This is a genomic window from Bradyrhizobium vignae (genome assembly GCF_004114425.1).
In the GTDB taxonomy this organism is placed as follows: Bacteria; Pseudomonadota; Alphaproteobacteria; order Rhizobiales; family Xanthobacteraceae; genus Bradyrhizobium; species Bradyrhizobium vignae.
In genome coordinates, this window is the sequence record NZ_RDQF01000042.1 from 22742 (window position 1) to 38791 (window position 16050).

Genomic DNA, 16050 nt, shown 5'->3' on the forward strand with positions numbered 1-16050 from the left:
GCCGATGATCGAACGACCGATTATGATTACTGGTCGAAATGGCCAATTGGGTAGCTGCCTTAGTGACGTCGCCGCTCTTCGCGGCCTGCCCGCCGTGGCCCTCGGACGAGAGGAGCTCGACCTTGAGGTCCGGGACGGGATCGACAGGACGGTCGCCTCGATCGCCCCCTGCATTATCATCAATGCCGCGGCCTATACGGCTGTGGATCAGGCGGAATCTGAGGTCGGAAAGGCCTTCAGCATCAACCGCGACAGTGCGGCTGCGTTGGCAGATGTCGCATGGCAGAGAAATATTCCATTTGTACACGTGTCGACCGATTACGTCTTTGACGGCGCCAAGCGCGAGGCTTACGACGAGGCCGACGTGCCAGCGCCGTTGAACACATATGGTGCATCAAAGCTGGCCGGCGAGGCGGCCGTATTGGCGGCGCACCCCCTCGCGACCGTCGTCAGGTCGTCCTGGATCTACAGCTCAACAGGCAGCAACTTCGTTCGAACAATGTTGCGGCTGGCCGAAACGCGCCCCATCGTAAGGGTTGTTTGCGACCAGCACGGAAGTCCGACCTCGGCGGCGGATCTGGCCGTAGCGCTCCTGCAAATTGCAGAGCGGTCACTCACTGATGACCGTCGCATCGCAGCAGGCATTTTTCACGTGGCTGGCCAGGGGACAACGAGCTGGCACGGCTTTGCCGAGGCAATCTTCGAAGGTTTATCCCGTCGGGGAGGGCGGCCGCCGGTGCTGGAAGCGATCACGACGGAGCAGTATCCGAGCGCTGCACGCAGGCCCGTAAACTCGCGTCTGGACTCATCCAAGGCGGAAAGCGTGTTTGGAATTCGATTGCCGGCCTGGCGCCACTCTCTCGAAACCTGTCTCGACCAACTTGTCGGAGGAGGAGACACCGATGCTGAAGGGAATCGTCCTGGCTGGCGGCAGCGGAACGCGGCTCTACCCGATCACACGTGTGGTCAGCAAACAGTTGCTGCCCGTCTATGACAAGCCGATGATCTATTACCCGCTGTCGACGCTGATGTTGGCAGGAATCCGCGAGATCCTGGTCATCACGACTCCGGCGGACCGGTCGCAGTTCGAACGATTGCTCGGGAACGGCAGCCAGTGGGGAATTCGGCTCAGCTATGCCGAACAACCCCGTCCCGGCGGGCTTGCGGAAGCCTTCATCGTAGGCGCCGATTTCATCGGAACCGATCGCGTCGCGATGGTGCTCGGAGACAACATCTTTTTCGGCGATGGCTTGAGCGCGCTGCTCGCCCGCGCGGCGGCACGTGAGGAAGGCGCAACCGTCTTCGCATATCATGTGCGGGATCCGGAACGATATGGCGTCGTTACGTTCGATGAGGCAGATCGGCCGGTGCGGATCGAGGAGAAGCCCAACAAGCCAATCTCAAGTTGGGCGATCACCGGACTGTATTTCTTCGACAATCGTGTCGTGCGGTACGCTCGCCGCGTCGAGCCATCTGCGCGTGGAGAGCTGGAGATCACCGATCTGCAGATGCGCTACCTTACAGCTAATGCTCTCCATGTCGAGCGCATGGGGCGGGGATTTGCCTGGCTCGACACTGGCACGGTCGAGTCGCTGGTTGATGCCGCAACTTTTGTTCAGACCCTTGAGCAGCGGCAGGGAGTGAAAATCGCCTGTCTGGAGGAAATCGCCTTCAGGCTGGGCTTCGTCACGCGCGACCAGGTCCTGGCGCTTGCGAGACCCCTCGAGAAGAGCGGCTATGGCAGATATCTGAATGAAATCGTATCGCTTCGGCGCGAGGCGGATTGAAAGGACGCATTTAGAAATATAGAAATAAATATCATGTTGCAAAACGCATTTTAAATGTGAATTGACGAAATAAATGTGTTAATTAAATCTTACCTGAGCGATTGGAGGGCTTTGCCATGCGGGGCCAGAAATCAAGCGCGTTCTTCACGAGAGTTCTGCTCAATGCTCAGGGAGCGCCGCGGGCTCGCGGATCACTCGAAGATGACCTCTGGACCTGGAACAGTTGGCTTGGGTCAACCAATCTGGCGGATCCCAGCGGTCCTGCTGAGACGGCGGCATCGACCGGATTGCAATGGACAAGCATGGCGGAGCTGGGCCGCGATGACGGGACCTCGAGCGCCAGCGCGCAGGTCGACCGGAGCGCGCGGAATTGGCTTTGGCCAGAGCCTCACCCAGGAATCCGCGCCGGAACAGAACAAGGCTCCTCCGCACAATGGCTCGAGCAGTTCGACTGGGCGACCAGCATGGCGCGTGGAGGCGGTGGTGCGTTCCCTGGTTCAAGCGCGACCACGCCTTTGCATCCCGGCGCCGGCAACTCCGGCGCGACGAGTTCGTTTTCAGTAGCTGCGGACGCCGCGGATTACCCGCCTGGTAGCATTGCAACGTTTACCACAACGGGCCTCCTGTCCGGAGGGTCGGTCACCTTCCAGATCGCTGACCTACCGAGTGCGCCGGGTGCTAACGGCATTGCCGATGTTTATACACCATTCGCGATCAAGGACGGCGGCGCCGGCGATTTGGACGGGCTCGCCAATGGCACAGTGGTCGCGCAATGGCAGGTGCCCGTCGACGGCCGTGCGACCGGTGCGACCTTGCAGCTCACGGCGACCTCCGGCGGCCAGACTGCGACAGCGACGTTCGCCGACGCAAGCAACAAGATCGTCACGGAGAATCAACTAGCAGGTACGCCGAAGAGTACGTGGTCGATCCACGGCTCGATCGCCAACCAGGGCGACTCGCAGATTGAAGGTTTTGCGACCCAGATCAGCACCAACGCTGGACAGACGGTCTCCTTCAAGATTGACACCGCCGCGAGCGTGACCGGCTATAAGCTCGATATCTACCGGCTTGGCTATTATGGCGGCAACGGCGCGCGTTTGATCACGAGTATGCATCACACCGGAACGGACAATCAGCCGAACCCGATTTTCAATTCTGCGACCAATACCGTCGACGCTGGAAACTGGTCCGTGACGGACTCATGGACGATCCCGAGCACAGCGGTGTCGGGCGTCTATTTCGCGAAATTGACATCGGATACGGGCAACTTCCAGAACATGATTCCGTTCATAGTTCGGAATGACGGCACGGCCTCGGACATTCTGTTCCAGACCAGCGATACGACCTGGGAAGCGTATAATCCGTGGGGCGGATACAACCTGTATCAGGGCCCTAGCGGTACGAACAGCGATCGCGCATATGAAGTGAGCTACAACCGTCCGATCGCCATGAATGTGAATTCCAACTTGGCTCAGCCGACCGACTTCCTGTTCGGCGAAGAGTACGCGGCAATCTATTGGATGGAGCGGAACGGCTATAATCTCAGTTACATCTCGGGTATCGATGCCGCGACCAATGCCGGACTGCTGCTAAATTCGAAGTCTTATGTCGACGTTGGCCACGACGAATATTGGTCCCAATCGCAATTTGCCAATGTCAAGGCGGCGGCCGATGCAGGCGTCAATCTCGCTTTCCTGAGCGGTAACCAAATCTATTGGGACATCCAGCTAGCTCCGAGCTTCGACGCCAGCCATACGCCGAACCGGAATGTCATCGAATACAAGGACATCTGGAGCGGCGCCCAGATCGATCCTGACGGAACTGCGAACGGCGGAGCGGGGCTGTTTCGCGATCCTGTTTACGGACCCGGAACTCCGGAGAATTCGCTTTCCGGCCCGATCTTCACGGTCGACGACTCCGGCACGCTCTCCAACATCACGATTCCGGCCAGCATGTCGCAGCTCCGCTTCTGGAGAAATACCAGCGTTGCCAGCGGCAACGGAGGAACGCTGACCAACCTGCTTGGCTACGAATGGGACAGCGACCTCGATAACGGCTTTCGGCCGGGCGGCTTGATCGACATGTCCTCGACAACGATGAACGTCAACACGCTGCTGCTCGACAACGGATTGACTACCGGTCCCGGCACAGCCACGCACAGTCTCACGCTCTACCGTGATCCGACCAGCGGAGCCTTGGTTTTCGGCGCCGGCACGGTCATGTGGTCGTGGGGATTGTCGAACCAATACGTCCCATTCCACGGCATCACCGCACCGGTTAGCACTGCCGTTGAGCAATCCATGGTGAACCTGTTCGCCGACATGGGAGTGCAGCCGCAGACGCTTCAGACTGGCCTTGTAGCTGCGCAGGCCTCGACCGACACAACCGCGCCGACGGCGGTCATCACTTCCCCAACGAGCGGGAGCAGCGTCAGTCAGGGCCAGCAGGTAACGATTACCGGCACTGCGTCGGATGTCGGCGGACGTGTGGCCGGCATCGAGGTGTCGACCGATAGCGGCAAGACCTGGCACCCCGCCAGCGGAACGGCGAGCTGGAGCTATACATGGGTTGCGTCGGGCTCTGGCGCGCAGGTCATCGAGGCGCGCGCGACCGACGACAGTGTCAATGTGCAGGCGACCCCCGCCAGTATCAGCATCAACGTCACAGGTGGGGGGAGCGGAGGAAGCCTGTTCACGGCTTCCACCACGCCGGCGCAGACCAATTTGAATGATCGCTCGGCGATCGAGGTCGGTGTCAAATTCACGTCGTCGTCTGCCGGACAAATCACCGCGTTGAAGTTCTACCGCAGCCCGGGCGACACCGGCACGGATCTGCTCGACCTCTGGAGCTCGACCGGCACCAAGCTGGCCAGCGCCACCTTCAGCAACACCACGGCCACGGGCTGGCAGACCGTGACGCTGGCAACGCCGGTCTCGATCGCCGCCAACACGACCTATGTCGCCTCGTACCACACGAGCGGAGCCTACGTCGCGACCAATAATTTCTTCACCAACTCGTTCACGAGCGGCCCGCTGACGGCACCCTCATCGGCGTCCAGCGGCGGCAACGGCGTCTACGCCTATGGCGGCACGAGCACTGCGGGCATCTTCCCGACCAGCAGCTTCAGCGCCAGCAACTATTATGCCGACGTGGTGTTCTCTTCCGGAGCGACCACCGACTCGCCGCCGGTGCTGACGAACCAGACACCTAACCAGACCGCGGTCGTCGGCTCGGCTTTCTCGCTGACGCTGCCCGCCAACACGTTTACCGACGCCGACGGCGACCCGCTCACATATGCGGCGACACTGGCCGACGGCACGCCGCTTCCCTCGTGGTTGAACTTCAATGGGCCGACCGAGACGTTCAGCGGCACGCCGACATCGGCGAACGTCGGCACGATCACCGTCAAAACGACGGCCAAGGATCCCGCCGGTCAGTCCGCCAGCGAGACCTTCAATATCGCCGTGTCGTCGACTGCGCCGCCCGCGAGCCTGTTCACGGCTTCCAACACCCCGGCGCAGACCAATTTGAACGATGGCACGCCGCTCGAGGTCGGTGTCAAATTCACGTCGTCGTCTGCCGGCCAGATCACCGCGCTGAAGTTCTACCGCAGCCCGGGCGACACCGGCACGGATCTGCTCGACCTCTGGAGCTCGACCGGCACCAAGCTGGCCAGCGCCACCTTCAGCAACACCACGGCCACGGGCTGGCAGACCGTGACGCTGGCAACGCCGGTCTCGATCGCCGCCAACACGACCTATGTCGCCTCGTACCACACGAGCGGAGCCTACGTCGCGACCAATAATTTCTTCACCAACTCGTTCACGAGCGGCCCGCTGACGGCACCCTCATCGGCGTCCAGCGGCGGCAACGGCGTCTACGCCTATGGCGGCACGAGCACTGCGGGCATCTTCCCGACCAGCAGCTTCAGCGCCAGCAACTATTATGCCGACGTGGTGTTCTCTTCCGGAGCGACCACCGACTCGCCGCCGGTGCTGACGAACCAGACACCTAACCAGACCGCGGTCGTCGGCTCGGCTTTCTCGCTGACGCTGCCCGCCAACACGTTTACCGACGCCGACGGCGACCCGCTCACATATGCGGCGACACTGGCCGACGGCACGCCGCTTCCCTCGTGGTTGAACTTCAATGGGCCGACCGAGACGTTCAGCGGCACGCCGACATCGGCGAACGTCGGCACGATCACCGTCAAAACGACGGCCAAGGATCCCGCCGGTCAGTCCGCCAGCGAGACCTTCAATATCGCCGTGTCGTCGACTGCGCCGCCCGCGAGCCTGTTCACGGCTTCCAACACCCCGGCGCAGACCAATTTGAACGATGGCACGCCGCTCGAGGTCGGCGTCAAATTCACGTCGTCGTCTGCCGGCCAGATCACCGCGTTGAAGTTCTACCGTAGCCCGGGCGACACTGGCACGGATCTGCTCGACCTCTGGAGCTCGACCGGCACCAAGCTGGCCAGCGCAACCTTTAGTAACACCACAGCGACCGGCTGGCAGACCGTGACGCTGGCGTCGCCGGTCTCGATCGCCGCCAACACGACCTATGTCGCTTCGTACCATACGAGCGGGACTTACGTCGCGACCAACAATTTCTTCACAAATTCGCTTACGAGCGGCTCGCTGACCGCCCCCTCATCGGGCTCCAGCGGCGGCAACGGCGTCTACGCCTATGGCGGCACCAACACTGCCGGGCTCTTCCCGACCAACAGCTTCAGTGCCAGCAATTATTATGCCGATGTGGTGTTTCAGCCTCAGCTCGCAGCATAAGGAATAGTGGAATGCATGCTGAAATCTATACGGATGGAGTGGACGAAATCACGGTCGGTGGTTCGATCGTGCGCGTAGACTTGGTGAGCCTGTCACCCACCGAGCGGGACGACAACAACGCTCCCAAGAAAGTCTTTCGTCAGCGGCTGATCTTCTCGGTGGAAGCCTTCGCGAACTCCGTTGAGGTGATGCAGAACGCGCTTCAGGGCCTAGTCGATGCCGGCGCGATCCGGCGCGCCCGATCAGCCTCGACCACCGAGCCTTCGCACGTCGTTTCGTCGCTGGAGCGCGATCGACCCGCGCCAAATGCAGCACGGCCTCCTAATGTCTCAACCAACTTCCGCTGAAATCGATCGCGAATGCGCCCCGACGACCTCCGACGAAGGCGCGCCCTCGGCGTCTTGGACCGCGCTTGAAAGTTTGGCAAAGGTCGCCGCCCATCACGGCATCGACTTGTCTGCGGAACGCCTTCGGCACGTCTATGCCACCGACGGCTCAATACTTTCGATCGACCGGTTGCTACGAATGGCGCGCGAGGCGGGACTTCGTGGGCAGACTGCGCACCTCGATTGGGGAGCGCTAAGCCACCTGGGCGAGGCATATCCGGCGCTCGTCCGGCTCTCGAACGACAATTGGGTCGTTATCTTGGGTGCGCCGCGAGCCGATGGCCTCGAGGCGGCCACCATCTGGGATCCACTCGCAGAGCGCAAGGACGAGCCGCTGATCGTTGACAAGGACCGCTTTTGCGCACGGTGGAGCGGCGATGTCATTCTGATCAAGCGTGAGCGCCCGTCGTCAGCACGCCAAAGGGTGTTCGGGCTGAGATGGTTTTTGCCCGAACTGCTGCGTCAATGGCGGCTGTTCGCGGACGTGGCGATAGCGGCCATCTTACTCTATGCACTGGGTCTCGCGCTTCCCATTTTCTTTCAATTGGTGATTGACAAAGTTCTCGTGCACGAGAGCTTCACGACGCTTTACGTGCTCGCGGCCGGCGCGACCGTAGCCCTGGCATTTGACGCGATATTCAGCTTTTTGCGGCGATACTTGCTGCTTTATGCGACCAACAAGGTCGATATCCGGGTCGCCACCAGGACATTCGGACACCTTCTCGGTCTGCCCGTCGCCTTTTTCGAGCACATATCCGCCGGCGTTCTAGTGAAGCATATGCAGCAGGCTGCGCGGATCCGCGAATTCCTCACCGGTCGGCTATTCCTGACGACCTTGGACGCTCTATCGCTGTTCGTGTTCATCCCGGTGCTGGCGCTCTACAGCGTTAAGCTGACGGGGCTGGTGCTCGCCTTCACGATCGTAATTGGAGGCGTCGTCGCGATCTTAACGGGGCCGTTCCGCCGACGTCTCTATGATCTGTATCAGGCCGAGGGCGCAAAACAGGCCCTGCTGGTCGAGAGTGTGCATGGTATGCGAACGGTGAAATCGTTGGCCATGGAACCGCGACAGAGTAGGGCGTGGGACGATTGCTGTGCTCAGTCGGTTTCGATGCGATTTGGCGTCGAAAAAATCTCCGCGGGGGCCCAGTCGTTGACGGGCTTCCTTGAGAAGATGATGGCACTCGGCATCATCGCTCTTGGTGCGTTGGACGTCTTCAGCGGCGAAATGACGATCGGCGCGCTCGTCGCTTTTAACATGCTGGCCGGTCGCGTTTCGGGACCATTGGTCCAGATGGTGACGATGGTCCACGAATATCAGGAGGTACTCCTTGCCGTTAAGATGCTCGGCGAGGTGATGAACCAGCAGCTGGAACACGACGGCAACCGCGAAGGGTTGCGGCCGCAGTTCGCCGGTAAGATAGAATTCGAAAACGTCACCTTCCGTTATGGAGAAGGAAGGCCGGCACTTGATGATGTGTCGTTCTCGATCACGGCTGGCTCGATCGTCGGAATAGTTGGCCGAAGCGGCTCGGGCAAGACGACGCTGACGCGGCTCATTGCCGGAATGTACCCGGTGCAGCAGGGATTGCTGCGGATCGACGGCTATGACTCGCGCGAACTCGACTTGATTCATCTGCGTCAGAATCTTGGGCTCGTGCTGCAGGACAATTTTCTGTTCCGAGGCACGGTGCGCGAGAACGTTGCCTGCGTTAAGCGCGATGCCACTTTCGGTGAGATCGTGAGGGCCGCGCAACTCGCAGGCGCTGATGAGTTTATCGAACGGCTGCCTCGCGGTTTCGACACCCTCCTGGAGGAAGAAGCATCGAACCTGTCAGGCGGACAGAAGCAACGGCTCGCGATTGCCCGCGCGTTGATCGTCAATCCGCGCATTTTGATCTTGGATGAGGCAACCAGCGCGCTCGATTCCGAGAGTGAAACCATCATTCGGCGCAATCTGCGCCGCATTGCCGAGGGACGAACGGTGATCATCGTATCGCACCGGCTATCGATGCTTTCGGACGCGAGCCAAATCCTGGTGATTGACCGCGGCAAGATCGTCGATGTGGACGGTCACGACCGGCTACTGCACAAGTGCACGATTTATAGACATCTCTGGAACCAGCAGACGAAGCAGAGCGCATGATCGGGACAGAGAAAACGCGCGTTCAACCAAGCGCCGACCTACCGGCCTCTCCAAAGAAGGGCGACCGAAGGCGCCGAGGGCTGCTGCGGCCTAGCCCAGCGCCGCCGCCTGTTGTCAGGGAATTTCAGCCCGATGCAGCGGAGATCGAACAGCGCAACCCGCCACGCGTAGCACGAATGACACTCTATTGTGTTGTAGCTGTGATCGCGGCCGCGGTCACGTGGGCATCCGTCTCGCGCGTTGACATGATCGTGACCGCGCAGGGGAAGCTGATCACCACGCGTCCCAACCTGGTGGTTCAGCCATTGGAAACGTCGGTAATCCGCGAAATCCACGTCAAGCTCGGCGATCGCGTCAATCGCGGCGACTTGCTGGCGACGCTCGATCCAACCTTTTCGCAGGCGGATCTCGATCAGTTGCGTATGCGCGTCGCTGCGTTCGATGCCGCCATTGCCCGGCTCCGCGCCGAATTGGACGGGACAGAATATGTAGTCAGGAATTCTGAAAATCCCGATGAGGTGCTGCAGCAGAAGGTATTCCTGCAGAGAAGGAACGCTTATGACGCACAGTTTCAGAACTATGAGGCGCAGATAGCTTCCGCGCGAGCGAATCTGCAGACAGCGCAAAATGAAGAGACGGTTCTGGCTCAGCGGCTGGAAAACATGCAGCTGATCGAAACCATGCGAAGCGCGCTAATGGCCAAGGAAGTGGGTTCAAGGCTGAATTTCCTGCTTTCTCGTGATGCGCGGCTGGAAGTCGAGAGCAATCTCGCGCGCGTTCGGGGCAGCATTGCCGATAGTTCGCATCGTTTGGACAAATCCCGAGCGGATCAAAAAGTATTCGCCGAAGAGTTTCGCCGCTCCGCTTACCAGGAGCTCGTCGAGACTTTGAGCAAGCGTGACAGCGCCGCTGAAGAGTTCAAGAAGGCCGAGCTTCGTCGCCAACTGATCGTACTGCGCGCTCCGGCAGATGCGGTCGTGCTCGAGATTGCCAATCGGACCGTCGGGTCGGTCGTTCGCGAGGCGGAAACCCTGTTCCTACTCGTTCGCCGGGACGCTCAACTCCAGGCCGAGGTCAATGTGGATGGCAAGGATATCGGCCAGCTCGCGATCGGGCAGCGGGTACGGATCAAGTTCGAGGCGTTTCCGTTCCAGAAATATGGCACGGCGACTGGTGAGGTCCGGGTCATTAGCCAGGACTCGTTCTCGCCAGACCCGAAGGTCGAAGGTGCGCGTCGCGCGTCCAGTCCCTATTATCGCGTGCTGGTCGATTTGCGGGACACGCACCTTCGGCTGCCGCCGGAACATCTTCAGCTCATTCCCGGTATGGCGGTCACGGCTGAGATGAAGGTCGGAAAGCGCACGGTGATTTCATATTTCCTCTATCCCCTGCTTCGTGGCTTGGATGAAAGCATCCGCGAGTACTGAGGCGGGATTACCATGGTGCACTGTCGATGATGATCAGCTCGAATTCTGGTGTGAAGCTCATAATGCCGGCTCCAGCGAAGGGGTTGTCGCCAAACTCGCCTCTGGTGAACTATGCGCTCAGAGGGCTGGAACGCTGCTGGTTGCCTCGCGAGCGCCGTTGGTCGCATATCTATCACCTCGACGGGCGGGCTTCGCCAAACGAGTCGATAGCGCATAGCGACGTGTTCTATACCCTCAATGTCTTGCTCGGGATGTCACGGGTCGCGGAACTTCCGGCGGACATTGATCTCCCGGAGATCTTCCATCGAAATGCCATGAGTCTCACCGCGCTTCCCGTGCGGAAATATGCGTTCGGCATGGCCTTGTGGGCCGCCGCCGAGCTCCGCCTTCCCATTCCGGAGCGTGTGAGGTCCGAGCTGAAAGCGATTCTCTCGGATCAGCCGCAATGGCCCGCGTTTCGGGCCCAGGACCTGGGCATGCTGCTGACGGGAGTCGTCGCTCAAGCCAGGGCAGGCGAGGGGGAGTGGACGTGCTTCGCGAGCCCGCTCTACCGTTTCCTGAAGGAGCGTTTCCATAGCGAATCCGGATTGTTTTTCGATGCGCCGTCCGGCTTCCGTCGCCGCTTTGCGTCATTTGCGACGCAGACCTACCTTTCAATCGCCTGCTATCAGTACGGCGAATTCACCGGAGACGTGTCCGCGCTCGTCATGGCCGACACCTGTGTGCGCAATCTGATCGCGCTTCAGGGACCCCAGGGTGAATGGCCGTGGTTCTTCGATGCGAAGAGTGGCCGTGTCCTCGATTTCTACGAAGTCTATTCAGTCCATCAGTATGGAATGGCCCCTGCGCTGCTGGAATGGGCCGAGCGTTTCGGACGACGAGGAGCGCGGGATGCCCTGGTCAAGGGATTCAACTGGGTGCTGGGCCACAACCAACTGGGCCGGACCATGCTTGTGCCGGAGCTCAGCCTGACGCTCCGTTCGCAGGTTCGCAAGCATGAGCTGAAGAGCAGGGCTCCGCGGATGTTGCGCGCGCTCAAGAACGCCTGGCTCGGAAACGGAGAGGTGCTGATCGATCCGGCCGGCATTGGAGTCCGGCTCGAGTGTCGCAGCTACGAACTTGGCTGGATACTATGGTCATTCGGCCGCCGTACCGACTTGCGGGACCTGACCGACAACTCGGCGTTCCGCGACACTTGATTCTGGTTTAGCGGTTCCAAGCCACTGCACGGCGACGGCGCAGGTGCGAAAGCATTGTCATGGCACGATGGGCGCGGACGGCACACAGGACGGCGATAGCCTTGAGACGGGCGCCGCTACCGTGAAGGCGGTCACTGGTTAGTACCGTCACAGCGTCTGGCGCCGGCGAGGCGAGAACGAGCAAAGCTCGCGCAATCCAACGCAACCGCCACACGGGCTTACCTTGCGCCATATTGCGATAATGCGCGATTTGCCGGTCCCACTTTGCATACAACTCCTTTAGGGAGCTTCGGGCCGGATGGAAGGTGATCATTTCGGGGATATACCGAAATTGCAGTCCGGCGCGTAGTGCGCGCTGCCCCCACTCCATGTCTTCCGCCACGTCGATGCCGGCGAATGGACCGACGCGATCGAAGTCGCGACGAAACACCGCCATATTGCCCGTTCCGGAATAGCCGTGGCGTTCGATGTAGAGTTTGAATCGATAGGCGAAGACGCTCTCATAAGCCGCAATGGCGCTAAGACTCGCATTTTCCGCCTGCCAGATGCGAACGTCGCCCCCTAAGACCGTGTCAGCCGGCGACGAGCGCGACGCCTGCAATATGCTGTTGAGCCAATCTGGATGCGCTCTGCAGTCGGCGTCGACGAAGGCAAGTATCTCTCCCTTTGCGACAGCCGCGCCCTTGTTTCGCGCCGGACCGGGACCGGGACGCGATTCGTACGTCAACCTCACGTCGGGATGGCCGGCAACGACCTCCATCGGGGGCATTGCCGAGCCGTTGTCCACCACGATGACCTCGAACAAGTCGCGGGACAGGGTCTGTGCATCCAGGCTCCGCAAGCAGGCTTCCAGAGCCTCCGCCTGGTTGAGGTGGGGAATGATCACCGAAATCAATTTATCAGCGCCATATTTAATTTTCCTTTGGTGCGCAGCGGGTCCGCCGGCGGTAACGCCCAGTTTCGCGCTCATTTGGCAGCTCGCATTTAATCCTTGCAATTAAATATTTGCCATTTATTATCGTTATTATAATCTTAAATGCAACTTAAACAAAATTGCATTTTGGAGGTCGATTCAAATGCGTGCATCGTTCCTGGCGTGCCCCATCGACCTGCTGACAATGGCGGAAACCGTGGAGCTGGCGCGCGGCGCCATGCGCAGCCGCCGACGGCTGCAGCATGTGGCGCTGAACGTTGCCAAGTTCGTCAAGATGCGGTCCGATCCTGTGCTCGCGGCCGACGTCGCCGACAGCGATATTGTCAGCATAGACGGCATGGGGATCCTCTGGGGCGCGCGAGCGGTGGGGCTTCCGGCGACGTCGCGAGTCACCGGTGTCGATCTCCTGGCCGAATTACTCGCGGTGTGCGCGCGGGAAGGCTTCAAGCCGTATTTCCTGGGAGCCACCCAGGCCGTACTGCACGAGGCAATGCAACGCGCGCGCGTGAGACATCCCTCACTTGTCTTCGCGGGTTGGCATGACGGCTACTTCAAACCCGAGCAGGAGAGTGACGTCGTTCGGGATATCCGCTCGAGCGGGGCCGATTGTCTCTTCATCGGCATGCCGACGCCGCGCAAGGAGCGCTTTCTGGCCGCCCACCGCGACGATCTCGGCGTCCCTTTCATCATGGGCGTGGGTGGCGCGTTCGATATTCTTGCGGGCACCGTTCGACGCGCGCCCACACAGATTCAGAGGCTGGGCCTCGAGTGGCTGTACCGCATCTATCAAGAGCCCGGGCGAATGTGGTGGCGATACGCCACGACGAACACGCTGTTTGCGGGCATCCTGGTGCAAGCGCTCATCAAGCAGGCGATTCAGCACACGCCGGGAGCGCCGGGCCCCGTGCCGCCGGGCCCGAGTCGGATCGGAGGGTGAGACGTGCCCAAGCATTTTTTCATCCTCTTGGGGACCCGGCCCGAAGCAATCAAGCTCTTCCCGGTCATTAACCGGCTCAAGGCCGAGAATCGCAAGGACATTTCCCTGACGATCTGTGCGACGGCACAGCATCGACAGCTGCTTGATCAGGTCCTCAAGCTCGCCAAAGTGGTCCCGGATTTCGACCTGAACGTCATGACCGCGAATCAGACGCTGGATCATCTCACCGCTCGGTTGCTCGGACAAATTGGTGAACTCCTCGACAAGGTGAAGCCCACCAGGGTTATCGTTCAAGGCGACACGGCGACTGCCATGGCCGGCGCTCTTGCGTCCTACTATCACAGGATACCGGTTTCTCACATCGAAGCCGGACTGCGCAGTGGCGACATCTTCTCTCCCTGGCCCGAGGAAGTGAACCGCAAGATCGTCGGCTCGATCGCGGATCAGCATTTTGCTCCGACAGAGCGCGCTGCGCGCGCGCTGCGCTCTGAGAATGTCTCGGATGACCGCATCCACGTCACAGGAAACACCGTGGTGGACGCTCTCATCCTCGCGAAGACCATGGTTGAATCCGATCCCGGACTCTCGAGCCGCTGGGACGGCATCAAGAAGCGTCACGGCAACCGGCGCATCATCCTGGTAACCTGCCACCGCCGGGAGAATTTCGGCGGTGGCGTAATCAACATCGTGAACGCGCTGGAAACGATCCTGCGCAGGGAAGATGTTGCGGTGGTCCTTCCTGTGCATCCGAACCCGAATGTCCGCGACTTGTTTGCGTCGCGATTGTCCGATCACCCGAGGGTCGTGCTCATTTCCCCCCAGGAATACACGGATTTCGTCAGCCTGCTCTCGTTGTCGCATCTGGTTCTGACGGATTCGGGCGGCGTCCAGGAGGAAGCACCCACCTTCGGGAAACCAGTCCTGGTGATGCGGGACACGACCGAGCGCCCGGAGGGGGTGGAGGCTGGGACGGCGCGCCTCGTCGGCGCGAATTACGACAGGATCGTTGCGGAGACATTTCGCCTGCTCGACGACGATGAGACTTATGCTGCCATGGCCCGCTCGCATAACCCGTTCGGCGACGGGCACGCGAGCGAGCGTATTGTGAAGGTTCTTCTCAATGCCTGAGTTCCAGAAGGTGAATGTCGTTGGACTTGGCTATATCGGGCTGCCGACTGCTGCCCTGATCGCGAGCCGGGGGCTGTCAGTGGTCGGCATCGACACCAACGAGCGCATCGTCGATACGGTTGCATCCGGCAGGATTCACATCGCGGAGCCCGATCTCGATGGGCTCGTTTCCAAGGTCGTGTCGAGCGGCGCCCTCACGACCTCCACCAAGCCGCAGGCGGCTGACGTCTTCATCATCGCAGTGCCGACGCCGATCGACCGCGAGAACCATCCGGACCTGTCAAGTGTGAATGCCGCAGTCGACAAAATCGTCGACATACTTGCACCAGGCAATCTGGTGATCCTCGAATCGACGTCGCCGATCGGGACCACTGAGGCCATCGCGAAACACATCGTCGAGCGCAGGTCAGATCTGCACATAGGCACAAACGGCAAGGAAGACGGGGCGATCTACGTGGCATATTGCCCAGAACGCGTGTTGCCGGGGCGGATCCTGACTGAGCTCATCAACAATGACAGATGCATTGGGGGCATTACGCCAACGTGCACGCGTCGTGCTCAACGCTTCTACAAGATATTTGTTCGCGGAGCCTGCGTCGGTACGACTGCGCGCACAGCCGAGTTGGTCAAGCTGACGGAGAACGCCTTCCGCGATACCAATATAGCCTTTGCGAACGAGCTCTCGCTGATCTGCGATAGGTTTGACATCAACGTCTGGGAAGTGATTGACATCGCCAACCGTCACCCTCGCGTTAACGTATTACGGCCAGGACCGGGAGTGGGCGGGCACTGCATTGCAGTCGATCCCTGGTTCATCATCGACTCCGCGCCGGATCTCGCGCGGGTGATGCGGACCAGCCGAGAAGTCAACAACGCAAAGACGCAGAACATCATCGAGCGTACAGAGGCGCTGATCGACGATCATCCCTATGCGAACATCGCCTGCTGTGGGTTGACCTTCAAGGCCAATGTCGACGATTTGCGCGAAAGTCCGGCAATGGAAGTAGCCACCCATCTCGCGGCGAAGTACGGAGAACGAATCAAGGTGGTCGAGCCGAACCTCCGCCGCCTGCCACCTCAATTGGCCGACCACCGTGTCGCTTTCGTGAACATCGAGGAGGCTCTGCGAAGTTGCGAGATCGCCGTTCTTCTCGTCGATCATGACGAGTTCAAGATGGTGCCCCTGTCGGAGCGTCGGCATCTCGACGTCATAGATACGCGGGGCATATGGCAGGACATGCCGGCGCGGACTTAGTGCCCGTCGTGCCTTCATCGTCCGTGCGGGATGATTTGAAGCGGGTTCTCTGAAATGGATCGAG

General features: G+C 60.3%; 11 protein-coding genes. 10 read left to right on the plus strand and 1 reads right to left on the minus strand.

The genetic code is table 11. The features are described 5' to 3' along the window. Positions 1 to 4 precede the first annotated feature (4 nt). The 7 genes from rfbD (at position 5) to EAV90_RS27895 (ending at position 11732) form a co-directional block, all read left to right on the plus strand. The gene (gene rfbD / locus EAV90_RS27865; RefSeq protein WP_129145304.1) at positions 5 to 994 is read left to right on the plus strand and encodes a dTDP-4-dehydrorhamnose reductase; all 990 of its coding nucleotides are present in this window, start codon (positions 5 to 7) and stop codon (positions 992 to 994) included. Beyond that, complete coding sequence (rfbA, locus tag EAV90_RS27870) at positions 903 to 1787, plus strand: glucose-1-phosphate thymidylyltransferase RfbA (RefSeq protein ID WP_129145305.1); 885 nt, start codon at positions 903 to 905, stop codon at positions 1785 to 1787. The genes rfbD and rfbA overlap by 92 nt, the downstream gene beginning before the upstream one ends. 737 nt (positions 1788 to 2524) lie before the next feature. Further along, positions 2525 to 6574 (plus strand): DUF4082 domain-containing protein, encoded by a 4050-nt coding sequence (locus EAV90_RS27875; protein WP_245509629.1) that lies wholly within the window; start codon positions 2525 to 2527, stop codon positions 6572 to 6574. A gap of 11 nt (positions 6575 to 6585) precedes the next feature. Further along, positions 6586 to 6921 carry a hypothetical protein gene (locus EAV90_RS27880; RefSeq protein WP_129145307.1) on the plus strand — a complete coding sequence of 112 codons (336 nt, stop codon included), beginning with the start codon at positions 6586 to 6588 and terminating at the stop codon, positions 6919 to 6921. Beyond that, positions 6899 to 9106: a peptidase domain-containing ABC transporter gene (locus EAV90_RS27885; protein ID WP_129145308.1), complete on the plus strand. Its 2208-nt coding sequence runs from the start codon at positions 6899 to 6901 to the stop codon at positions 9104 to 9106. The genes EAV90_RS27880 and EAV90_RS27885 overlap by 23 nt, the downstream gene beginning before the upstream one ends. Further along, a complete protein-coding gene (locus EAV90_RS27890) occupies positions 9103 to 10533 on the plus strand; it encodes an HlyD family type I secretion periplasmic adaptor subunit (RefSeq protein WP_129145309.1) in 1431 nt (476 codons plus the stop codon). The genes EAV90_RS27885 and EAV90_RS27890 overlap by 4 nt, the downstream gene beginning before the upstream one ends. Before the next feature lie 26 nt (positions 10534 to 10559). Next, on the plus strand, positions 10560 to 11732 hold the full coding sequence (locus EAV90_RS27895) for a hypothetical protein (RefSeq protein WP_245509630.1): 1173 nt from the start codon (positions 10560 to 10562) through the stop codon (positions 11730 to 11732). A 7-nt stretch (positions 11733 to 11739) separates the two neighbouring features. On the opposite strand, the gene EAV90_RS27900 is transcribed toward EAV90_RS27895, so the two are convergent. Beyond that, positions 11740 to 12702 (minus strand): glycosyltransferase family 2 protein, encoded by a 963-nt coding sequence (locus tag EAV90_RS27900; protein WP_129145310.1) that lies wholly within the window; start codon positions 12700 to 12702, stop codon positions 11740 to 11742. A gap of 106 nt (positions 12703 to 12808) precedes the next feature. Here EAV90_RS27900 and EAV90_RS27905 point away from each other — a divergent pair, with 106 nt between their 5' ends. Genes EAV90_RS27905 through wecC form a run of 3 tightly spaced genes read left to right on the plus strand, consistent with a single transcriptional unit; the run spans position 12809 to position 15986 of the window. Then, positions 12809 to 13603, plus strand: coding sequence for a WecB/TagA/CpsF family glycosyltransferase (locus EAV90_RS27905; RefSeq protein WP_122402112.1), 795 nt, complete (start codon positions 12809 to 12811; stop codon positions 13601 to 13603). A gap of 3 nt (positions 13604 to 13606) precedes the next feature. Continuing rightward, a complete protein-coding gene (wecB, locus tag EAV90_RS27910; RefSeq protein WP_129145311.1) occupies positions 13607 to 14731 on the plus strand; it encodes a non-hydrolyzing UDP-N-acetylglucosamine 2-epimerase in 1125 nt (374 codons plus the stop codon). Beyond that, a complete protein-coding gene (gene wecC, locus EAV90_RS27915; protein WP_129145312.1) occupies positions 14724 to 15986 on the plus strand; it encodes a UDP-N-acetyl-D-mannosamine dehydrogenase in 1263 nt (420 codons plus the stop codon). The genes wecB and wecC overlap by 8 nt, the downstream gene beginning before the upstream one ends. Positions 15987 to 16050: the final 64 nt, after the last annotated feature.